Annotated in this window: 15 protein-coding genes; 12 read left to right on the forward strand and 3 right to left on the reverse strand. The window is 69.5% G+C overall.

Annotated elements, in window-relative coordinates:
* Positions 1 to 45: 45 nt before the first annotated feature.
* Both K254_RS0102960 and argH read left to right on the forward strand, forming a co-directional pair.
* Positions 46 to 1,251 carry an argininosuccinate synthase gene (locus tag K254_RS0102960; protein ID WP_026554131.1) on the forward strand — a complete coding sequence of 402 codons (1,206 nt, stop codon included), beginning with the start codon at positions 46 to 48 and terminating at the stop codon, positions 1,249 to 1,251.
* 17 nt (positions 1,252 to 1,268) lie between these two features.
* The gene (gene argH, locus K254_RS0102965; protein WP_026554132.1) at positions 1,269 to 2,732 is read left to right on the forward strand and encodes an argininosuccinate lyase; all 1,464 of its coding nucleotides are present in this window, start codon (positions 1,269 to 1,271) and stop codon (positions 2,730 to 2,732) included.
* 119 nt (positions 2,733 to 2,851) lie between these two features.
* Here argH and K254_RS21435 read toward each other — a convergent pair whose 3' ends face one another.
* On the reverse strand, positions 2,852 to 3,643 hold the full coding sequence (locus K254_RS21435; protein WP_051388729.1) for a CPBP family intramembrane glutamic endopeptidase: 792 nt from the start codon (positions 3,641 to 3,643) through the stop codon (positions 2,852 to 2,854).
* 126 nt (positions 3,644 to 3,769) lie between these two features.
* Here K254_RS21435 and K254_RS0102975 point away from each other — a divergent pair, with 126 nt between their 5' ends.
* The 8 genes from K254_RS0102975 (at position 3,770) to K254_RS0103005 (ending at position 19,415) form a co-directional block, all read left to right on the forward strand.
* Positions 3,770 to 4,573 (forward strand): maleylpyruvate isomerase family mycothiol-dependent enzyme, encoded by an 804-nt coding sequence (locus tag K254_RS0102975; protein WP_081709850.1) that lies wholly within the window; start codon positions 3,770 to 3,772, stop codon positions 4,571 to 4,573.
* Between the two features lie 256 nt (positions 4,574 to 4,829).
* On the forward strand, positions 4,830 to 5,765 hold the full coding sequence (locus tag K254_RS25880; protein ID WP_035748934.1) for a peptidoglycan-binding protein: 936 nt from the start codon (positions 4,830 to 4,832) through the stop codon (positions 5,763 to 5,765).
* 4 nt (positions 5,766 to 5,769) lie between these two features.
* On the forward strand, positions 5,770 to 6,528 hold the full coding sequence (locus K254_RS26080; RefSeq protein WP_051388731.1) for a peptidoglycan-binding protein: 759 nt from the start codon (positions 5,770 to 5,772) through the stop codon (positions 6,526 to 6,528).
* 14 nt (positions 6,529 to 6,542) lie between these two features.
* Complete coding sequence (locus tag K254_RS24695) at positions 6,543 to 7,379, forward strand: hypothetical protein (protein ID WP_051388732.1); 837 nt, start codon at positions 6,543 to 6,545, stop codon at positions 7,377 to 7,379.
* Positions 7,380 to 7,422: 43 nt separating this feature from the next.
* Positions 7,423 to 9,462, forward strand: coding sequence for a DUF6603 domain-containing protein (locus K254_RS0102990; RefSeq protein ID WP_026554134.1), 2,040 nt, complete (start codon positions 7,423 to 7,425; stop codon positions 9,460 to 9,462).
* A complete protein-coding gene (locus K254_RS0102995) occupies positions 9,462 to 12,851 on the forward strand; it encodes a hypothetical protein (RefSeq protein ID WP_026554135.1) in 3,390 nt (1,129 codons plus the stop codon). Before K254_RS0102990 ends, K254_RS0102995 begins: the two co-directional genes overlap by 1 nt.
* A gap of 94 nt (positions 12,852 to 12,945) precedes the next feature.
* Positions 12,946 to 17,619 carry a hypothetical protein gene (locus K254_RS0103000; RefSeq protein ID WP_155848436.1) on the forward strand — a complete coding sequence of 1,558 codons (4,674 nt, stop codon included), beginning with the start codon at positions 12,946 to 12,948 and terminating at the stop codon, positions 17,617 to 17,619.
* Positions 17,620 to 17,666: 47 nt separating this feature from the next.
* Positions 17,667 to 19,415 (forward strand): hypothetical protein, encoded by a 1,749-nt coding sequence (locus K254_RS0103005; RefSeq protein ID WP_155848437.1) that lies wholly within the window; start codon positions 17,667 to 17,669, stop codon positions 19,413 to 19,415.
* Positions 19,416 to 19,434: 19 nt separating this feature from the next.
* On the opposite strand, the gene K254_RS21450 is transcribed toward K254_RS0103005, so the two are convergent.
* A complete protein-coding gene (locus K254_RS21450; RefSeq protein ID WP_051388734.1) occupies positions 19,435 to 20,319 on the reverse strand; it encodes a DNA-3-methyladenine glycosylase family protein in 885 nt (294 codons plus the stop codon).
* Between the two features lie 48 nt (positions 20,320 to 20,367).
* Here K254_RS21450 and K254_RS0103015 point away from each other — a divergent pair, with 48 nt between their 5' ends.
* Entirely contained in the window at positions 20,368 to 21,000 is a 633-nt protein-coding gene (locus K254_RS0103015; RefSeq protein ID WP_026554138.1) for a DNA-3-methyladenine glycosylase, read from the forward strand.
* Positions 21,001 to 21,119: 119 nt separating this feature from the next.
* On the opposite strand, the gene K254_RS21455 is transcribed toward K254_RS0103015, so the two are convergent.
* Positions 21,120 to 21,746, reverse strand: coding sequence for a GNAT family N-acetyltransferase (locus K254_RS21455; RefSeq protein WP_081709852.1), 627 nt, complete (start codon positions 21,744 to 21,746; stop codon positions 21,120 to 21,122).
* 192 nt (positions 21,747 to 21,938) lie between these two features.
* Between K254_RS21455 and K254_RS0103025 the strand changes: the two genes are divergently transcribed.
* Positions 21,939 to 22,499 carry an adenine phosphoribosyltransferase gene (locus K254_RS0103025; protein ID WP_442853040.1) on the forward strand — a complete coding sequence of 187 codons (561 nt, stop codon included), beginning with the start codon at positions 21,939 to 21,941 and terminating at the stop codon, positions 22,497 to 22,499.
* Positions 22,500 to 22,503: the final 4 nt, after the last annotated feature.

A 22,503-nucleotide genomic window follows, 5' to 3' on the forward strand; every position in this document is an offset into this window, starting at 1 on the left:
TATCCTCGATAACAACGCACAAAGACTGAAATAAGGAGCCCTCTCGTGACTGAGCGCATTGTTCTGGCCTACTCCGGTGGCCTTGATACTTCCGTAGCCATCGGCTGGATCGGTGAAGCCACCGGCGCCGAGGTCATCGCCGTCGCCGTCGACGTTGGACAGGGCGGCGAGTCCCTGGAGACCATCCGCCAGCGCGCCCTGGGCTGCGGCGCCGTCGAGGCCTACGTGGCCGACGCCCGCGACGAGTTCGCCAACGAGTACGCCATGCCGACGCTGAAGGCGAACGCCCTCTACCAGGGCCACTACCCGCTGGTCTCGGCCATCTCCCGCCCGGTGATCGTCAAGCACCTGGTCAAGGCCGCCCGCGAGTTCGGCGCCACCACCGTGGCCCACGGCTGCACCGGCAAGGGCAACGACCAGGTCCGCTTCGAGGTCGGCATCCAGACCCTGGGCCCGGACCTGAAGTGCATCGCCCCCGTCCGCGACCTGGCCCTGACCCGCGACAAGGCCATTGCCTTCGCCGAGGAAAAGGGTCTGCCGATCGAGACCACCAAGAAGAACCCGTACTCCATCGACCAGAACGTCTGGGGCCGCGCCGTGGAAACGGGCTACCTCGAGGACATCTGGAACGCCCCCACCAAGGACATCTACGACTACACCGCCACCCCGGAGTTCCCGCCGGCACCGGATGAGGTCATCATCTCCTTCGTGCAGGGTGTCCCGGTCGCCATCGACGGCGTCAAGGTCTCCCCGCTGCAGGCCATCCAGGAGCTCAACCGCCGCGCCGGCGCCCAGGGTGTGGGCCGCATCGACGTCGTCGAGGACCGCCTGGTGGGCATCAAGAGCCGGGAAATCTACGAGGCTCCGGGCGCCATGGCCCTGATCACCGCCCACAAGCACCTCGAGGACATCACCATCGAGCGCGAGCAGGCCCGCTTCAAGGCCACCGTTGGCCAGCGCTGGGCCGAGCTGGTCTACGACGGACAGTGGTTCTCCCCGCTGAAGCGTTCGCTGGATGCCTTCATCGAGGACACCCAGAAGTACGTTTCCGGCGACATCCGCATGACCCTGCACGGTGGCCAGGCCATCGTCAACGGCCGCCGCTCGGACACGTCCCTGTACGACTTCGATCTGGCCACCTACGACACCGGCGACACCTTCGACCAGTCGCAGGCCAAGGGCTTCATCGAGCTGTGGGGCATGTCCTCCAAGGTTGCCTCCACGCGCGACCAGCGCGCCGCAGGGAAGTAACCGTGGCCGACACCCACATGGGACCACGGACGCCGGGGTCCCCGGCCGAGCGGAGCGGGGTTGGGGAGCGTTCGGGGACGAACGAGGGCGCCCTCTGGGGCGGCCGGTTCGCCGGCGGCCCCGCCGACGCCCTGGCCGCGCTGAGCAAGTCCACGCACTTCGACTGGCGGCTGGCGCTGTACGACATCGCCGGTTCCCAGGCCCACACCCGGGTGCTGCACAAGGCGGGCCTGCTCGACGACGCCGAGCTGGCCGGCATGCTGTCGGCCCTGGACGCACTGGCAGCGGACGTAAAGTCCGGCGCCTACGTGGCCGCGGAGTCCGACGAGGACGTGCACGGTTCACTGGAACGCGGGCTCATTGAGCGTGCCGGCACCGCCCTGGGCGGCAAGCTGCGCGCCGGCCGGTCCCGCAACGACCAGATCGCCACGCTGGGCCGGATGTATCTGCGCGACCACGCGCGGATCATTGCCCGCGGCGTGCTGTCCGTCGTCGACGCCCTCGTGGCGCAGGCGCAGACGCACCACGGCGTGGCCATGCCCGGCCGCACGCACCTCCAGCATGCCCAGCCGGTGCTGCTCAGCCACCACCTGCTGGCCCATGCCTGGGCACTGCTGCGTGATGTGCAGCGTCTGCAGGACTGGGACAAGCGTGCGGCGGTTTCGCCGTACGGTTCCGGTGCGCTGGCCGGCTCGTCGCTGGGGCTGGACCCCAACGCCGTCGCCGCCGATCTGGGCTTCGACTCCGCCGTGTGGAACTCGATCGATGGCACCGCCTCCCGCGATGTCTTTGCCGAGTTCGCCTGGATCGCCGCCATGATCGGCGTGGACCTGTCCCGGATCAGCGAGGAAGTGATCCTCTGGGCCACCAAGGAATTCTCCTTCGTGACCCTGGACGATTCGTACTCCACCGGTTCCTCGATCATGCCGCAGAAGAAGAACCCGGATGTGGCCGAGCTGGCCCGCGGCAAGGCGGGGCGCCTGATTGGCGACCTCACCGGGCTGCTGGCCACCCTGAAGGGACTGCCGCTGGCGTACAACCGGGACCTGCAGGAGGACAAGGAGCCCGTCTTTGACGCCGCCGACACCCTCGAACTGCTGCTTCCGGCCGTCTCCGGCATGATGGCCACGCTGGTGTTCAACACCGAGCGGATGGAATCGCTGGCACCGCAGGGCTTCGCCCTGGCCACGGACATTGCCGAGTGGCTGGTCCGCCAAGGGGTTCCGTTCCGCGAGGCGCACGAACTCTCCGGATCCGCCGTCAAGCTGGCCGAGGGCCGTGGCGTGGAGCTGTGGGACCTGACGGACGCCGAATACGCGTCCATCTCGGACCACCTCACGCCCGAGGTCCGCACGGTGCTCAGCACCGAGGGATCGCTGAACAGCCGCAGCGCGCAGGGCGGCACCGCGCCGTCGGCCGTGCTTGCCCAGCTTGAGGCCCTGCAGGGCGAGCTGGCGGCAGTGCGCGGATTCGCGGGCTGACGACGGCGCCTCCAGCACACCGCTGACGCACCGCGCACCATGTGTGCCTGCGAGAATGGCCGGTGCTCCATCCCACGGACTGTGGGTGGGGCACCGGCCATTGCCGTTGTACTTCAGGGTTAGACGGCGCTGGCACCGGCACCGGCACCGGCTGCAACGAGGGTGAAGGTGAAGATGACCCAGTCGTTGAGGATGTGGGCCCCCGTGGATACGAGGATGTTCTTGGTCCGGATGTACGCCAGGGTCAGGACGAGTCGGGCGGATCCGATGATCAGCAGCGCCTGTGCGACGTTCCAGCCGTAGGTCGGGAGGTGCGCTGCGCCGAACCACACTGCTGTGACCAGCCAGGCCAGGATCACGGAGGTGTTCCGAGACAGCTTTGCCTTGGTGAACAGCAAGTACATCACGGCGAGGAACGGCAGGAGGGTGAAGATTTCCTCACCGAGGAGTTGGATGCCGGTGCCCACGTAGAAGGCGGCAATGTCAAATGGTCCGCCGGCGGCTGTGCCATCGGTTGCCGGGTTGGCGTTCGCACCGAAGACGTTCATGACGATGATGCCCACGATGGCCGAGACGGCCAGATTCAGCAGCCAAAAGACCACCATGTTCAGGTAGTCGACGCCGGTCAGCTTCTTGAAGAGAGCCTTCCAATAGCGCCCGGTGAATCCGATGAACACGGCCAGCGGAATGGCGGGGAACAGAATCCTCGGGACGAGGGCCTGAAGGTCGTTGGCCGCCGGGTAGAAAATGAGGGCCGAAAAGCCGGCGACGCAGGCGAGGATGACCACGCCCCATTTCCAGGCCGCCACCTCGACGGGTTCACCGTCGTAGTACGGAAAATCGCGGCCATCGTTGCGTTCGATGAGTCGCCCAAACCGCTTCTTGGACTGGACCTGTGCGTCGGGGGACATAAAACCTCCTGATGAGTGTGTCTCAAAGAAAACAATGGAGGTCCGGTCCATGCCACCGGAAAATGCAAACGCCCCCGGTCCAATACTAGAGGCGGGACATCTTGACGCGGCTACTAATGTGGAGGCATGACTGAGCTCACCACCCCTGGTTCCGCCGCTGCCGGTTCATCCTCCACCGGTTCATCTGCCCCCACTTCTGCGCGGCCCATCGAACCGGCCGATCTACTGGACCGCCTCGCCGCTGCTGCAGACACCCTGAGCGCCAAGGCCAAGGCCCTGTCCGATGCGGACATCCGCACCGCCACCGAGCTGCCGGGCTGGACCCGCGGCCACGTGCTGGCACATCTGTGCGGTGTGGCGAACGGCTTCACCCGCCAGGTGGAGTACGCCCAGCGCGGGGAGAGCATCGAGCTCTACGACGGCGGCCCCTCGGGCCGCAACCAGGCCATCGAAATGGCGGCCGGCCACACGGCTGCCGAGCACAGCGCCGATCTGGATGCCGCGCTGGAGCGCCTCCTGAAGGCCTTCGGCTCGCTCGACGACGACGGCTGGCAGCTGCCCATCGCCTACCGCGGCGGCGTGGCCTACGACGGCGCCCTGGCCCTGTGGCGCGAACTCGTGATCCACCTTGCGGATCTGGGCGTCGGTCGCGGACCGGAGACCTGGTCCAAGGAGTTCTGCCTGTACCTCTTCGACTTCCTCACCCCGCGGGTACCGGCCGACACTCGCCTGAAGCTCCTGCCCCTGGGAATGGCCCCGCTGACACTGGGTGCAGGCGAGAAATCCGTCTCCGTCTCGGGCATGATCACCGACATAGCAGCCTGGCTGGCCGGCCGGACGCCCACCATGGGCACGCTCCGCGCCGAAGCCGCCGCCGACTCCGTTCCCCTCCCCGTCCTGGGCCCCTGGCCCTCGCCCGCTGCCAAGTAGCCAAGCCCGCCGGGCCCCGCCGCATCTACGTGGTTGTTGACAGGCATTTTTGGGGCGGCGGATAATGGCACCTATCATTCCCGCTTCACCCGATCCGGCTGCTCCACCGCTTTTCTGCCGCAGTCAGTGGTGCTGACCCGGGGACATTTGTTTGCACGCTTCTGGGACGCTGCACGGACACCGGCTGGTGCCATGGCAGCCCCCAACCGGCGGCCTTAATGGCTGCCGCAGGGCAACCTTCCATACTGGGGGAAGCATGCGCAGCAGTGTCAGAAACTATTGGCTGGAATTCAACAGTCCCCTTGAGGGCCGGGTCCACTTCATGTACCTGGATGTCAAGGGATACGTCAGCACAGGTGTCGGCAATTTGATCGACGCCACCAAACAACCACTCACCGCACCGACGCCAGCCGAGCGCAGCGCCTCCCTTGCCATGGCATGGGCCATCGCCTGGGCCCGCAACGACGACGGCGCCGGCGCGGTCCAGGATGAGATCGCCGCCGAGTGGGACACCGTGAAGTCGCGGATGGATCTGGCCCATCTGGGCGGCGGACATTTCGCCCCGCCCGTGACAAGCCTTTGCATCACCGATGAAGAGATCGACAGGATCGTCTTCCAGCGGCTGGATGCGATGGAGTCCTATCTACGGGGCAGGCCTCCGTTCGCGGACTTTGACAACTGGCCCGCCGATGCCCAGCTGGGCCTGTTGAGCATGTCCTGGGGGATGGGGCCGGCCTTCAAATTCCCCAAGTTCCAGGGCTTCGCGGCCCAGCGTGACTGGACGTCGGCGTCGTCCGAGTGCCGTTTCAACCCCGAAATCGGCACCATCGTCAAGCGCAACAATCTGGACCAGCAGTGCTTCCTCAACGCCGCCAGGGTCGACGCCGAGGGGCTGGACCCGGAGGTGCTGCTGATCGCCGGCGGTGCCCCCACGCCCGTGGGCCCGGTGGATCCGCCCGCGGGACCGGTGCTGGACCTGGCGCAGGTGGCCGGCATCCAGGCCGCGCTGACGGCGCTTGGCTACTCGCCCGGGCCCGTTGACGGCCTCAGTGGTCCCAGGACCACGGCGGCCATCCGGCAGTTCCAGGCGGACCAGGGACTGTCCGCCGACGGCATTGCCGGCCCCTTGACCCGGGCGGCCCTGGCCGCCGCGCTGGGACAGATTGGCATCCAAACCACCGCTGGAGGATGATCACATGCCTGCCTTCGATCTGGACATGAGCAACCCCTTCCCATCCGGATACACCCAAACCTATGGCGGCCCCAACCAGGGCGGCCACGTCCCACCCGAGTGGTACATCCAGTACGGGATGGACCTGGGCGCCGTCGGCGGCACCGAGATCCATGCCGCCTTTGACGGACACGTCACCAAATTGGACACCACCAATGTGGGCCTTTCCACCGGCAAGGTCTACGGCGCCCAGTTGTTCATGCGCTCCAACAATGACGGCATGGGTGCCTTCTATACGCACTTCTACGACGTTGCGGCCGGCTTGGCTCCGGGGGCCCAGGTCATGCGCGGTCAGGTGCTGGGGCGCGTTGTCGCTGCCCCGGGGTCGCCCCATCTCCATCTGGCGCTGGTGGAGATCACCAATGGCGTGTACCGGGGCGTGGACCTGTACAGCACGTTCCTCTCGACGGCCAACACCGCGGACGTCTTCACCGTGACGTTCCACCAGGACGGCGCCACGGCGCCGTCCACCGGTGGCGGCGGGGGAGGAGGGGGTGGTGGAGGATTGGGTGCCTTTGGAACGCTGTCCTCCGTCTATGAGATCCAGGGGGCGTTGATCGCCCTGGGCTACAATCCCGGGGTGCAGGATGGCATCAGCGGGCCCAAGACCACCGCCGCCGTCCGTGCCTTCCAATCAGACAACGGGCTGGCGGCGGACGGCATTGTCGGTCCGATGACCAGGGCCGCGCTGGCGGCCGCTCTGGCCGCCGCGGGGCTCGTCTAGGGCAGGCGGGGCCCGTGGCCACGGCGTCGCCGGACACCCTCGGAACGGTGGCCGGGCAGATCCTGCAGGAAGCCGCCGAGGAGGCCTCGGGCGCGGCCAGCCAACTGGGCGGCATCCTGGGCGAGGCAGCTGAACGCGCCGGTGGGCTGGCAGAGCAGGCGGCACAGCTGCCGGCGGACCTGCTCCAGCGTCTGGAGGACTTCGCTAAGAACCCCGACTGGCCCACGCTGTTGGTCTTTGCCTTCCTGCGCATCCGCGACCTCGACCGCGAGCATCTGGCCGTCGGGGCGCTGCAGGTGCCCGGCTGGTCCCCGGCCGTGGCCTTGTCGTACACCACGGATTCCAACCAGACACTGCTGCTTGCCGTGGCCATCGGCGTCCCGGGGACCAGGCATGGACTGCATCTGCGGGCCACCGGCCCCCTGGATGTGTCACTGGGCAGTGCTGACGCGCTCTTGATCAATATTGGTGCCACTGCCGCCTGCGCCTGGGACTGGGAGTTCGGGCAAAGCCCCGGCGCGCCGGCGGAATCCGGCGCGCTCTCTGCCAAGGCGTTCTGGACGCTGCCCGTCCCACGGATCGGCAATGACTTTGTCGATTTCTCCCTGGGGCCCGTGGCTCTTGACGCGGAGCTGTCCAAGGAGCCGGGAGTGCCCCTGTACCGCGTCGATCTGGGTCTGGGGGACAGGTCCACCCCCGGTCGGCATGGCATCACCGTCCAGGCCCGGATCGAGGAACTGCTGCAGGGCCTTGGCGGCATCGCCGCCCTGGACCTGCCCACCATCGACTACTCGCCGGGGCTGTCCCTTCAATCCGGGGCGGCACCGCGGTTCAGCCTGGGAACTGCCTGACCTGCACGACCGCCGCACCACTGGATACAGATCGGGGGACGAGATGAGCTCGGAACTGGAAACCGGAATCGACGTTGCCGGGCATCCGGATGGCAAGAATAGCTCTGTTGCCTTGGAGGTCTGGGTCTGCGGCGCCGTCGAACTGCCCGGGCTCAGCCTGTCCGTCGAGAAGATCCGGTTGTCGACGTCGCTGGCCATGAGCAGCAAGGACGGGCGGCTTGGCCTGCGGCTGCAGCCTCCCGCTGCAGCGGGCCCGGACGGGGCCCGGGCGGAATTGAGCCTGCCCGGATTCACGGGCGGCGGCTACCTCAGCCGCCATGGCAGCGTGTGGAGCGGTGCTGTCGAGGCCCGGATGGGCCCGGTGGCCGTGAGCGGTTTTGCCATCCTGGACACGGACAAATTCTCCCTGCTGGTGCTCCTCGCGGCCGAATTCACCCCACCCATCCAGCTCTCCTTCGGCTTCACCCTGGTGGGCATTGGCGGCCTGGTGGGCATCAACCGGCGGCCGGATCCGCAGGCCCTCCAAGCGGCGCTGCGCTCGGGGGAGTTGTCGGCCCTGCTGTTCCCCCGCAATGCCGTCAGCGACGCCCCGCGGCTGCTTCCCGCCCTGGAGCAGGCATTCCCGGCCAAGGACGGCGGGTTTGTGGTGGGTCCGATGATGAAACTCGGGTGGGGGACCCCCACCCTGGCCGCGGCAACCATCGGCTTCCTCGTCAGCGACGAGGGCGTGGTCATCGTGGGACGGGTGGTCATCGCCCTGCCCTTCGAGGACGCCGCCCTGATCCGGCTCGAGGCGATGGTCCTGGGCACCATCGACGGCGAAGGCCTCACCGTGGGGGCATCGCTGGTGGATTCGGTGATCGCCGGGCTGCCGATCACCGGGGACATGATGCTCAAGACGCGGGGCGGCTCGAACCCGATGTTCGCCTTCTCGGCCGGTGGATTCCATCCGGCGTTCCAACCACCGGCCGGGATGTCCGGGCTGCGGCGCATCGGTACGGAGATTTCTCCGGGGGCGATGCTCAGGGCCCGGCTGGGCGCCTACCTTGCCGTCACCACCAATTCGGTGCAGTTCGGCGCCGCAGCGGAGCTGGAGGCCAAGATTGCCGGCTTTGGCATCAGCGGCGGTTTCGCCTTTGACGCCCTGGTCATTCTTGATCCCTTCGGGTTCCTGGCCGATTTCTCCGCCCACGTCAGCGTTGACTGCGACGACTTTTCCATCGCCAGCATCACCCTGGCGGGCCACCTTTCCGGCCCGGCCCCCTGGCGCATCCGGGGGCATGCCAGCATTTCCATCCTCTTCCTGGACGTGGACGTCGACATCCCGGAGATCACCTGGGGGCCACGGTCCGCGCCGGAGCTTCCACCCGGCCGCGCGCCGTCGTCGGTCCTGGCGCAGGCCCTGGCCGAGCCCGCCAACTGGAGCACGGCGTCCCGTGCCGTGCCCCCGGTGGCACACCTGAACCCGCGCACCACAGCCGGTACGGCGGCGGTGCACCCGCTGTCCCAGCTGACCTTCACGCAGAACGCGGTGCCGATCAATCTGGAGCTGCAGCGGATGGATGGGCGGCCCTTGCCGCAGCCGCTGACGCTGCGGCTGGCCGGGGATCCGGCCGGGCCGGAACCGGCGTTCACCCGGGCGCCGTTCCCGCCGTCGCAGTTCCGTGAACTCGACGCCAACGCCAAGCTCTCCACCTCCGGCTATGCCGACGCCGATGCGGGCATCACGGTGCCGTCCGGGGTGAGGCTGGGGCTGGCCACCACCGCCCGGGATCCGAACGTGCCCGAAACCAGCATCCTGGATGCGGACAGCTTCCTCTCCCGGCTGCGCACCGTCCTCGACGACGGCGCTTTGGGCTCCCTGCCCGACCTTCGGCTGCCGCCGCGGCCGGTGTTTGTGACGGCTGTGGGCAACCCGGGGGATGTGGTAGCCACCGATCTGGATTCGCTGGCCGTTGGAGTCCTGGCCGGTGGAGTGTCCCTGGCAGCCGGTGTGCAGTCCAACGCGTCGCTGCTGCACAGCCTCCTGGGCGGCGCCGCCGAGGGCCTGCAGGTCTCCAATGTGTGGGAGTTGGGATTCTGATGGGACAACCGCTGCACTTTCTTCCGTTCTCCCGCCGGGGATTGGCCGCCGGCACCGCGGCTGCCGGCCCGGACGGCCGCCTGCACGTGCGCCAGACGCTCACCGTCACCACCGAGGCATCCGGGACCGGCGCCGTGCCAGCCCCGGTCCCGGTCCTGTCGGCACCTCTGGCGGTCTTCGGGCCCGGGGACGTGGTGGGTGTCGATGCCTCCCAGATCGTCCGCCGCCACCCGGTCCACGGAGATGCCAACCTTGAGCCGAACTATCTGGCCGGCATCGAGTTTGCCCATCCCGACCTGCCGTGGATGTTCAGCCCCGAGCCGGACAACGAAGTCCGGGCGCAGCCGTGGCTGATGTTGGTAGTGCTGCCGGCGTCAACCGGGGGTGTGCCCGCGGTGGGCAGACAGCCCGGAAGCCCATGCCCCGTGATCACCCTGGGGCAGGCGGACGACGTTCCGGACCCGGGGAATGCCTGGGCCTTTGCCCATGTGCAGGTTTTCGGCGCCGAGGATGCGGACACGGCCCGGGACTGGGTGGCCTCGCTGGCCGGCTTCGAAACCACCGTCCGCTCCCGGCTGCTCTGCCCCACGCGGCTGGAGCCAGGCCGCTCCTACGTTGCGGCACTGGTGCCCACCTATGAGCTGGGCAGGCTCGCCGGGCTGGGCCTTACCCCAGGTGCCGCGCCGGTGGGGACCCGCACCTGGACCCCCGCCGCGGGGCTCGCCCTGCCGGTCTACGATTCATGGACGTTTCACACCGCTGCGGCGGGGGACTTCGAGACGCTGGCCAGAAAGCTGCGCCGCGCCCCAGCGGACGTGATGGAGAAGCTGGGCGCACGGACGGTGGCGGTCGAGCCGCGGTCCGCGGCGCTGCCGGCCGTGGACGCCCTTGGAGCCGCCGTCCAAGGAGGAGTCTTTGCGGTGCCCACCGCCATTGCGCGGGTGGCCCACCTTGCCGGACCAGGGGAGCTGGCCCCGGATCTCCTCCCGGCGGCCGAGAGGCCGGCCGCACTGCACAATGTGCTCAAGTCCCTTTTGGACCAGGTGGGACAGGCCGACGACGCAGATCCCCTGGTGGGGCCGCCACTCTACGGCCAATGGCCGGCCAAGGTGCGCACGGTCGACGGCGAAGACCACGTGGCCGAGGTGGCGCTCGCCGACGTCGACGGCGCGCCGGGAAGCCGGCAGGGCTGGATCGAGCAGCTCAATGCGGATCCCGCCCAGCGGATCGCGGCGGGGCTGGGCGCACGGACGGTGCAGATCGACCAGGAGCCCCTGATGAAGGAGGCCTGGCTCCAGCTCGAGGACGTCGAAGCCGCCAACCACCGCCTGCGCTGGTCGGCGCTGTTTGCCACCATGTCCACGGTGCTCCACGTCAAAATCGCGGGCCAGAACGATCAGGCGGCATTGCGCTTCCTGGCACCCGCGGCCGGGCGGCTGCGCGACCTCCAAACGCCCGCCCAGACCTTCAAGGCAACCCTCGATGCCTCGGTGGTGGCGCCGGTGGTGCTCTCGCCCGCCTTCGTGCGGACCGCACGATTTGCCGTCCGCGACGCACAGCGTGCTCCACACGCCGAGGGCGTGCAGTTCTCCACCACCACCCTCGTCGGGTCCCTGGTCAGGGCCATGGAGGCTGGAGCGGCCGAGTTGAGACCGCCACGGTTTGGCGGCGTTCATTCCGTGGACCCGGGCATCCTGCGGGAGCTGGTCAACGATGCCGGGTTTGGCCCCCGGATCTCCGAGTCGCTGGGCGAATCGGCGGCCGGCTACCTGGAGCGCGCCTCCCAGATCCCCGCCCTGCTGGGCTCGCTGGCGTCGAAGGTGGTGGTTCAGGCACCGGAAATCCCTGCGCACGGCGAGGTGCCCCACCACCCCGTGCGCCGGCACCATGCCCCCGGTCTGGACGTCCACGGCGGCCTGTTGGAGCAGGATGGCCTGCATCCCTTTGAGGCAGCGCACACGCCGCATTCCCCCTTTGACGTGCATGAACTCGGACACGAGGTCCACGTGGATGCGGGGCACGTGGATACCGGTCTGTTCGTCCCAGCGGAGCAAGAGAACATCCCGGTGGCCGGCCTGGAACTTGTCCGCATCAGTGACTTCACCCCGGACCAGATGGGGCTGGTCTTCAACCCGGACATTGTCACGGAAAAGCTGGATCTGGGGGCCGGCTTCGCACTCGAGGCCGTGACGCTGGCCCGGACGCTGGACATCACCGAGTCCCGGTCCAGCCAGGCCGCCGCCATGCTGGGGATCCAGACGGCGGCCCAGGACTCCCTCGGCGTCGCGCGTCTGGACCTGGGGGCCGTCTTTACCGAAGACCCGCAGTCCAGCGCCCTCCTCACCGCGGCGCTGGGCGGTGTAGGGAACGATCTTGCGGACGTGGACGCCCGGGTGGCCCTGCCGGTGCTGAAGGCATTGGATCCGGACACCGCCGCAGGAATGCTTGCCGCGGTGGAGCCGATGGCCAGCTACACGCGGATGCTGGCCTACGCCGCAACCTTTGACCCAACACTGGTCCGCCGCCGCGCCGGCGACGCCTTCAGTCCGGCCATGGCCGCGCCGGTGTTCCCGACGCCCGCCGTGGAACGCCTGAAAAGGCTCGACGAGGGATGGATTCTGGGCGGCGTGGGCCTGTTGCCGGAAAATTCGGTGTCTGTGCTGCAGGTCAACTGGAAGTTCGTGGAATCGTTCCTGGCCGGCAGCAACCACGAGATGGCCCGGGAGCTGCTCTGGCGCCGCTATCCCACGGATCTGCGCGGGAGCTGTTTCCGCCAGTTCTGGGCCGGCGCCGGGGAGGACATTGCCTCGATGGACCGGTGGGCCGGCCCGCTGGGCACCCACGCAGCGGCGCAGCAGGGCGGCGCACCGGCCGGCCGCGGGGAGCTGATGGTGCTGGTGCTCAAGGGGGACCTCCTGCGCCGCTACCCCAACACCGTCATCAGCGCCGTCAGGGGGTTCCCCACGCCCCACAAGCCCGGTGATGCCTTCACCACCACGGAATCCAGACGGGAGCTGTTCCACGGGTTCCTCTCCCGCGACGTCAGCTACATTGGGCTGGACCTCTCCCCGGCGGACCTTGCCTTCAATGATCCGGCCGATGCCCGGCACAGCTGGTACATCCAACTGCTGGAGCCACATAATGAACCGCGCTTTGGGCTGGATGAACAGCCCAGCGATGCCCCGGGAAGCAACAAGGAAAACCCGCTCGGCGGGTACGAGAACAGCGACGCCTGGTCGTGGCAGGGCCTGCCCGGTCCCGCCCCGGCACCCGGAACCCGACTGCACCTGGTGCCGGGCCAGGCCATGGCGGCAGACAGCGCGGCACTGGCGGCCAACCTTTTCCAGCGCCCGTTCCGGCTCCTCCTGCGGGCGACGGACTACATCTAGACCCAGCTTGGCCACAGCACCACAGCACCACCACAGGCTGCCGGGTGAATCGGCAGCAGATATGCACCAGGAAAGAGGGGACGCCATGGAGCCGATGGAACCACCAGCCGGACTCTTCGCCGATCTGGCCGGCGATATCCCCATCGCCCTGCTGCCTCTGCGGCTGGAAACACGGTTCGGCACGCGCCCCGCAGCCACTGACGACGGGACGGCCACCGCTGTTGCCACCCTGCGCGTGCGCATCTACCCGGATGACATCTCCATCACCGGTACGGACGTTGGCACCAGCCCAGCCGAAGCGTCGGCGGCCCGGGCGTTCTGGGCCGCCCAACAGCAGCTCGACGGCGAGGGCCAGGAGGCGTTTGACCACCGGCGCATGGGTGCCTGGGAGGTGTTGGTCCAGCATGTGGGGGCCCCGCGGGCCGTCCCGGCGGCGCTGGCCGTCCGGGACGGTGCACTGCCGCAGGAGGCCGGAGGCGCGGCGGAGCCCGCACCCCACGCCCGGCTGCTGCCGGACGCCTGGGTGCTGGTGGGCCAGGCTGGCGGGCGGACGGTGTTCACCCACTACCTCCAGCGTGCAGCCGGGGACCTGCAGACCGGACCCACGCGTTCGTCGCCGTCGTTCGACCCCAGCGATGCCCTGCTCATTGCCCCGGAGGACGGGCTGCGCTGGCTGAGCGATTTCGACGCCGCGCTGCGGATCGGCATGGCGGCGGAAATCGACCTTGAGACGGCGGAGCAGGCAGCGTCCGGCGGCCATCCCGCCGTCGTCTTCGGCGGGCTGGATGCGCTGTACGTGCTGGGTGTGCTGGGTGGATCGGCCGAGGACACGGCGGCGCAGCTCAGTGGACTGCTCAGCGCCCATGCCGGCGAATCGGCGGCGTCGTTCCTGCAGCAGGGCATGCCCACCAACGTCGTGGCCGGCGCCGGCGCCAAGCGCCCACCCGCCGCGGATCCCTACGCCGGATACCGGTGGCTCACCGAACCGGCCGCGGTCCCTGCGTACCTCTCGGACACTGCGAGCGCGCTGCAGGGCGGGGCAACGGACGGGGTGGTTCTTGAGACGGCGCTGGGCCTTGCCGACGGCGCCACCTCGGCCATGCCGGGATCAGGCGGGACGCAGCAGTGGCTGGCACGGAACATGGGCAGGGCGCTGTTCCCCGTCGCCTTCGGAGAGGCCATCGGCACCCTGTCGACACGGACGGATACGGGCGCCGAGGACAGCCCGGCCGCCCGGGCGGTGCGCCGCAGGCAGCAGGAGGCCATGATCTTCGCCCGCGAGCACATCAGTTCCTATGTGCGGGCCGGTGGCCCCATTACAGGGCTGCGGGTGGGCCGCAATCCCTATGGATTCCTGCCGGTCATGGCCCGCGAGGGCTGGGTGCCGCAGTACGGCGATGCGCCCATGACCGCCTCGCTGGTGGGGCTTCTTGATGCTGTGCGCTGGTACTTCGACAGGGCCGCCCGCACGGTGCCCCGCCTCAATGGCAGCGCCAGCCCGGACACGGTGCTGCACAACATCCTCAGCAGGGCCCCCGTGCCACACGAGGGCTCCTACCAGGTCCGGGACGTGGCGGGACTGCTCCTGAGCTACGTCAACACCGTCAACATCAATTTCGGCCCCAACAGTCCGGAACCGGATCTGCGGGCCCTCGTCGAAGCGGGCGGTGCACTGGACCGCGGGCTCGGACGCGCGGCCCTCCGCCGGCTGGTGGCCCTGAGCTTTGGCGAGACGCTCAAGCGGACCAATTTCGAGGACCTGTCACTCCACAATGCCAACACCATGCGCTCCTGGGTGGCCCATACCGACCCCCACCGGACCGGCTGGGAATCGCCGTCGACCTATCTGTATGGCCTCTTGGAGCAGTCCCAGCTGCTGCATTGGGAGCTGCAGGTGCCGCACGACCGGCCCACGGACCTGCTCTACATCCTCGCCGAACGGTCCCTGGCCCTGGCCGGCGAACTGGATGGCGGGTGGCTGCTGGATGCCGTCAGCCCGGCACTGGTGCAGTCCATGGTCCAGGTTCCGCCGGAACTGGTGGGGTCGGCCCTTCGCATCGAAGAGCCGTGGACCCTGGCCCGCACCCTGCCGGTCTCCCAGCTGGCCACCGAGGCCGTCCAGTTCCCGGAGCATCTGATGGACCGGACCGCCACGGAGCTGGCCTTCACTGCCACGGACAGCCTTGAGGGGTACCTGCAGGAGCTGGCACCGGACCTGGGTGCGTTTGGCACCATCAACACCCTGGCCGGCACCCGGGATGCCGTGCGGGTGCTGGCTGATGCCGGGAGGAGCGGCCTCGACGACGACGGCTACACCCGTCTGGTGTCCGAGACCCTGTCCTGCGCCGGCACACGGCTGGACGCCTGGGCCACCTCGTTGGCCACCGCCAGGCTGGACGGCTTGCGGACGAACAGGCGCTTGGGGATCCATGTGGGGGCCTGGGGTGTGCTGGTGGACGTCCGTCCGCAGAGCGCACCGGAGGCGGCGGACGGCGGACCCCAGCGGTGGCGCGAGCACCTGGCGGACCACGGGCTGACCCAGGCACCGGAACTGCGCCACCCGCGCGACTACGTGGGCTATGTCCACGCGCCCTCCCTGTCCCAGGCCGTCACGGCGGGCATCCTGCGTGCCGGCGAACTGGCGCACAAGGGGGATGGAAGCTCCGTGGCGTCCATCGATCTGACCTCCCACCGGGTGCGCACGGCGCTGGACGTCCTGGCCGCCATGTCCCATGGGCAGCCGCTGGGCGCGCTGCTGGGCTACCGGCTCGAACGATCCCTGCACCACAGCGGCCGCCACACCCTCGTTGCGACATTGCGCGAGCGGTTCCCCCAGCGCCGTGCCGACGGGCCCGCCGGAGACCCGGAGGCGGGGGACGACGGCGTGGTCCCGGCCGAGGTGGTGGACGGCCTGCAGGTGTGGAACGCCAGGGCGGAGCTGCTGGCATCCCCCGGCGGGGCGGACCTGGCCCCATTCCTGGCGGAGCTGGACGCGACGGTCGAGGCCGTTGCTGACGTGATGGTGGCCGACGGCGTACACCAGATCGCCACGGGCCGCACCGAGAGTGCGGGGGCCACGTTCACGGCCATCGCCGAGGGCCGCATTCCGCCCCAGGTGAGCGTGGCCGCCGAGCCCCGCAGCGGCATCACCATCACCCACAGGCTGATGGTGGCGCTGGAATCGGCGCCGGGCGATGCCGGCGGCAGCGATGCCCAGGGCTGGAAAGCCTCAGCTCCGCGGGCGCTGCTGGCACCGGCCGCGGAGCGGTGGGCCCAGTCCATCCTGGGGGCGGCAACATCCCACACCGTCGAGCTGCCTGCGCCGGCGGGAGGCGCGCCGCAGCCCGTTTCCCTGGATGCCCTGGCCCTGTGCGCCCTGGACGTGGTGGCCGAATCGGTGGTGCTGCCCGGAGGATCCCCAGCGCTTGCGGCCCGGTGCACCGCCCCCGCGGACTTGCTTGAGCTGGCCCGGGCTGCGGCGGAGGTGCTCTCCGCCAGCCGTCCCGCCGAGCCGGGCGATGTGTGGTGGCCGCCGGAGACGGACCAGGGGGCCGACGTCGGCGTAGTGCCGGCACCGCCGTCGCCGGATCCGGCAGCGCTCGCCACCATCGCCGGGCCCATTGCCGCCCAGCTGCGCCGCCTCAAGGGAGCCGCCGACGCGATCCATGACGCCGTCGGTGGACCGGGCGGACTGGCCCCAGGTGCAGTGCCCCCGGAAGCGGCGGGCCGGACGGTGGATGCGGCCCTGCTGGGCCCTCTGGCGGAGCTGGGCATCGTTGGCACCACCGCGGCGCCGGCAGCCGCCGCTCCGCCCGCCGGCGCTCCGCCTGGGGAGGTCGGGGCAGCGGAGGCCATCGCTGCCGCCAGCGCCGCCGAAACCCTGCTGGCGGATGCCTTCCGGCTGATCCAGCAGGGCCAGCCCACCACTGCCACCGCCACCGTCCAGGATTTCACCGCCGTGTCCACCGTCAACGAGGAGACCTGGGAAGCGGCGCTGGAGAACGTGTCCCTGTCCACGACGGCCCTGGCCACCCTCGCCAGGCTCACCCGCCGGCTGGGCGGCGACGTCGTCGTGCCCACCCTGCCGCTGGCACTGGCCGGACCCGCCGTGGGCGGCGTGGCCGCCGGCGACCTCCAGCGCTGGCTGGCGCGGATGGCCAGGATCCGGCCGGCCATGGCCCGTTTCGATGACTTGTGCCTGTTCCGCGAAGCCTCCGGCAGGACGCCGCCGGATGTGGCGGCCTTCCACCTGCCGCCCACACCAGGCCTGGCCTGGCTCGGTGGACCGCTGGCGGAGAAGGGGGAAGGTGGGAATCCGCTGCGGCGCTGGATCCGCCCCGGGCAACCGCACACGCACCTCGTGCTGGCCGGCGCCGCGGGAGCTCCCCAGGAGCCCCGCCATCTGCTGGTGCTCGACGAGCTGGCCGAAGTCCTGCCCGCACCCACGGCGGCCACCGGACTCGCCGTCCACTACAACGCCCCCAACGCCCGCGCCCCGCAAAGCGTACTGCTGGCCGTCCACCCCAACCCCGAGGCCGGATGGGATTGGCCATTGCTGCTGCGCACCCTGGCGGACACCATGGACCTGGTGCGGCTGCGCGGGGTGGACCTGGACGATCTGGTGCCCACAGGCATCACCGAATTCCTCCCCCTGTCGTACGTCCACGACGGCGGAGACGGCCTGGTGCCGCTGGACAAGCTGACGGAGGACAGCCTGTGGCTGCTGCACCAATTGATGGCAAACCGGATGATTGAGGGGCCCTGGTGATGGTTGGTTTCACACGCTGGAAGAGGATCGAACCCCACGCCAGGTCCATGGATCTGACGCCCGGGCTCAGCGCCGGCATTGCGGATCCGCTGTGGCTGCTGCTGCGCCAATGGCAGCTGGGTGAGCTCACGGGCGACGACGGCGGCACACCCGTGGCGGTGGATGTTGCCAGCAGCTGGTCCAGATTCACCAGGTTCCGGCCCGAAGGCTCCGGGTCCCCGGGCCAGGGCGGATCCGGAGAGGGCATGCCGCTGGGCGAGGGCGACGGCCCGTTGGAACGGATGGTGGAGCGGGAGGCGGTGCTCACCGGCGCGCCGCAGGGAGTGCCATGGGCTGCCGCGGTGCAGGCCGGCCGCGCCTTCCGCAGGCGGCTTCAGGAGCATGGAGTGGGCGCCGTGGCCGATCGGCTGATGGCCGCGGCACCGCAGACCATCTTCAGCGCGGCTGTGCCGGACGGTGCCGTGTCAGGACCCCACGAGGCCCGTTTCACGGCGCTGCTGGCCGGCAAAGTGCTCGACGGCGCCCGGGTGCTGGAGCTTTTGGACGGGCCGGGGCTGCCGGTGGAGGCCATCGGTGCTGACTACCCGGCCCAGGTGGAGGCGGCGGTGCTGCTGTGGCGGACGGATCTTGCCGAAGAATGGGGTGCCCCCGCGTCGTCGTCGTGGGTCTCCGACAGGCTTGAGTATGCCTTCAGCATTGGTGCCCCGCCCCTTCCGCCCGATGACTTTGCCGCACTGCCGGCCGAGGGCGCGGGGGAGGAGATTGTGCTGCGGGCCGCAGAATACGACGGCACGGGAGTCGCCTGGCATTCCCTGGACCTGGACAGGGACCCCGGCGCGGTGCTGGGGGCTGCCGCCGATGGGGACGGTCCGCATGCCGGCGACTCCTTCGGCGCGGGTCCCACGGGTCGGCAGGTGAGGTCCATGCTCGCGGCCCCGCTGAGCTACCCCGGCATGCCGGCCCAGCGGTACTGGGAGTTTGAGGATGCCACGGTGTCGCTGGGCAATGCCAGCGCCGGCCCCACGGACCTGGCACGGCTGCTGGCCATCGACTTTGCCGTGGTGTACAGCCCGGACTGGTTCCTCGTGCCGGTGGAGCTGCCCGTGGGCTGCGTCGCCCGGGTGGACTGGGTCATTGTCAGGGATTCCTTTGGCGTGGCAACGGTGGTTGGCACCGCGGGCCACCAGGCCGGAGATGGTGCCGGCCGGATGTTCCAGCCCGACATCATCGGCGGCGCTGGGGTGGCGGACGTTCCCCTGCTGGTGGTGCTGCCCTCGGCGCTGGGTGCCGCCAACTCGGAACCCCTGGAGGATGTGGCCCTGCAACGCGATGAGGCTGCCAATCTGGCGTGGGCCATTGAGTCGCGGATCCTTGGGCCTGCAGGCCGCGGGGTGGACCGCCCCTGGCTCCGCAGCGAGTTCGCCCTGGAAGCGGCCACCACTGCTGAAGCCTATGACCTCGTCTGGCGCCTGGCCACCCCCGTGGCGCAGCCATGGACGCCGCTGGTGGCCGTCAATGGCGGCGACGGCACCCAACCCATGCTGCGCCGGGCCCGACTGCTGGAAACCGAAACAGGTGACGTGCGATCGGCGCAGGGTGTCCTCATGGGCGGTGTGCACGACATCTGCGACGAGGAGATCACGCGCTCCGGCATCAACGTCCGCCTTCTGGACCAGTTGGCCCGCGGCTGCGACGGATCCAGCTACATCTGGCGCGGCCGCACCAAGCAGGCCTGGAAGGGGGAGGCCTCCTCCGGCCTGCGTTTTGATGCCGCCACCCCCAGGCCCACCCCATAAACCTCGTTCCCGGTGGGGCTCAGTTCCCGGCGGCGGCGCGCCAGAGGTGGAGAGTGGCGTAGGAGCGCCACGGCGCCCACGCCGCCGATGCCGCAGCCAGTTCCTTCGGCGTGGGCTTCACACCATCCCCGGAGAGCGCCGCGTAGCCGTTGCGCACCGCGGCATCGGTGGGCAGGAAGACATCGGGGGAGCCCAGCACGCGCATGGCGACGTAGCCCACCGTCCACGGACCGATCCCCGGAACCGGCAGCAGCTTGGCCGCCAGCGAGTCCACGGTGTCCGCCGCCGATAGCTCCAGCGATCCGTCGGCCAGCATGCCGGCCACAGCGATGACGGAGTCGATCCGCCGTGCCGGCCCGCGCAGGATCGCCCGCCCACCGGCGGCCAGTTGGGCAGCGGTGGGGAACATTCGGACCAGACCGCCGTGGGGGAGGTTTGACGGCGTGCCCAGCACCGCAAGTTTGTGCAGGGTGTTCCGGGCCGCAGCAACCGTAATTTGTTGGCCGATCATGGCCCGGATCAGGATTTCGCCGGGGTCAACGCAGCCCGGCAGCCGGATGCCCGGTGCCGCCGCAATTCCGGGGGCGAGCAGCGCATCGGCGCCCAGGGCGGCGTCGATGGCCGCCAGATCCGCGTCGAGGTTGAACAAGTGCCGCACCCGGCGGATGAGCTCCGGCAGATCGGCGTCGTCCTGCACCCCGGTGCGCAGCCGCAGGCGCCCGCCACCGCGCCCGCCGCCGTCGGGCGTCCGGTCCACGGTGAACCAGCCGTGCCCGCCCGGCAGCACCAGTGCCCGGGCATAGGAATCCGGTCCGGCGGCCTCCACGCCGTCCACGGCACGGGCCGCCAGAAACGCAAAGATTCCGGGGTCGAAGCGGCCGCGGTAGTCCAGGGATTCGTCCATCCTGCCATGGTGCCACGCGCCCGGCGCGCGACGGCGTAGCGTGGTGCCATGGCCCCCGATCCCCGCCTTCTGGAGCTCCTCGCCCAGCCCTCCACAGCTGTGGCGCCGGCGCTGCTGGGTGCCACTTTGTCGCACAACACCGCCGAGGGCACCGTGGCGGTCCGGTTGACGGAACTGGAGGCGTACCTCGGCCCGGCCGATTCGCCCTCGCCCGATCCCGGCTCGCACAGCTACCGCGGACGCACGCCCCGCAACACCGTCATGTTCGGCCCGCCCGGGCACCTGTATGTGTACTTCACCTACGGCATGCACTGGTGCGCCAACATCGTCTGCGGTGAGGAGGGGACCTCCACCGCCGTCCTGATGCGCGGCGGCGAGGTGCTCGACGGCGTCGGACTGGCCAGGGAGCGCAGGCCAGCCTCGCGCAAGGACGCGGACCTGGCCCAGGGCCCGGCCCGGCTGGCCACGGCGCTGGGCATCGACGGCAGCCACAACGGGGCGTGGGCGCTCGAGGGCGAGTTCACCCTGGCGCTGCCGTCCCAGCCTCCGGTTGAGGCTGTGCTGAACGGCCCGCGCGTGGGCGTGAGCGGCCCCGGCGGATCCAGCGGCTATCCGTGGCGCTTCTGGCTCGACGGCGATCCCACCGTGTCCCGGTACAAGCCCGCTGCGGCGAGGAGATGAATGCCGTTCCGCACCCACGACGCTGGTCCCCGCCTGGGACGCAGCTATAGCTGCGTCCCAGGCGGGGACCAGCGTCCCAGATCCACAGGAGCGTCCGGGGCGGCCCGGAATCCGGTGCGCTAGACCAGCGCGGGCTTGGTGTGCTGGGCTTCCAGACCAGCGGCAGTGCCGAGGCCGCCGGCGAGGCGGTCCAGCAGGCGTGTGTGCACCAGCGGCCACTCGTCCGTGAGGATCGAGAAAATGCTGGTGTCGGCACGCGTTCCATCCGGTGCCACCCGGTAGCCGCGCAGCACGCCCTCCGGGGTGGCTCCGAGCTTGAGGATCGCCGCAGCGCTGCGGACGTTGCGGGCATCGCAGCGCATGGTGATCCGGTGGACGCGCAGCTGCTCGAAGGCGAAGTTCATCAGCAGGTGTTTCGAGGCGGCGTTGACGCGCGTGCCCCAGAACTGCCGGCCAAAGAACGTCATGCCGATTTCCACGCGGCTTTGTTCGGCCGAGTAGTCGTAGAAGCTGGTGGTACCCATCAGAACGCCGGTTTCTTCTTCGATCACGGCGAAGGACAAGGTGGTGGGATTAGCGATCCGGGCGGCAAACAGGCGCTCCAATGCGCGTTTGCTCACCGGCTGTTCGGAGGCCATGCCGGCCCACAGCTCGGAGTCGATGAATCCAAAGAGTTCGCCTGCATGGCGGCGCCGCAGGGGCACAAGCCGGACACCGTGTCCGGAGAGGGAGATGTTGTGTTGCACTGAGATATCTAAGCACCTCCGGAGCCCTTCTGAAACCATTTTTTACTCCTGCAGAACATGAATTTTTGGTGACGTGCCCCACCGCCCCGGATCCGCGCCAAACCATGGCTCCGCGCGGGGCCGCGGATGCCGCCGTCGAGGCCCGAAATGACGCGGAAATGGCACCCAGAACGGCCCGGTACCCTTGAGGGTGTGAATTCAGAAACTGCAGCCCAGAACGCCGTGTCCAACGAGAGCGTCGAGGCCGCCATCACCCGCCTGTGCGAGATCGTCCCGGACTACCCGGAGCCCGGCATTTCCTTCAAGGACCTGACGCCGGTGTTTGCCGACGGACCGGCCCTGAAGGCCGTCGTCGACGCACTCCTGGAGCCCTTTGCCGGACAGTTCGACGCCGTGGCCGGGGTGGAGGCGCGCGGGTTCCTGCTCGCCGCCGCCGCGGCCTACGCCACCGGCAAGGGTGTCATCACCGTCCGCAAGGCGGGCAAGCTGCCCCGCGCCGTCTTCACCGAGAAGTACGCGCTGGAATACGGCGAGGCGGCGCTGGAGCTGCACCAGGGCGATGTTCCGCCGGGCAGCCGCGTGCTGATCCTCGACGACGTGCTCGCCACCGGCGGCACCCTGGCCGCCGCGCGCCGCCTGTTCGAGCGCTCCGGCGTCACGGTGGCCGGCGTCGGCGTCGTCCTGGAACTTGAGGCACTCGACGGCCGGGAGGCACTTCCCGGGACGGCCATCCACTCGTTGCAGAAGGTTTAGCCGG

The sequence above is a fragment of the Arthrobacter sp. 35W genome, from assembly GCF_000482545.1.
Lineage (GTDB): Bacteria > Actinomycetota > Actinomycetes > Actinomycetales > Micrococcaceae > Specibacter.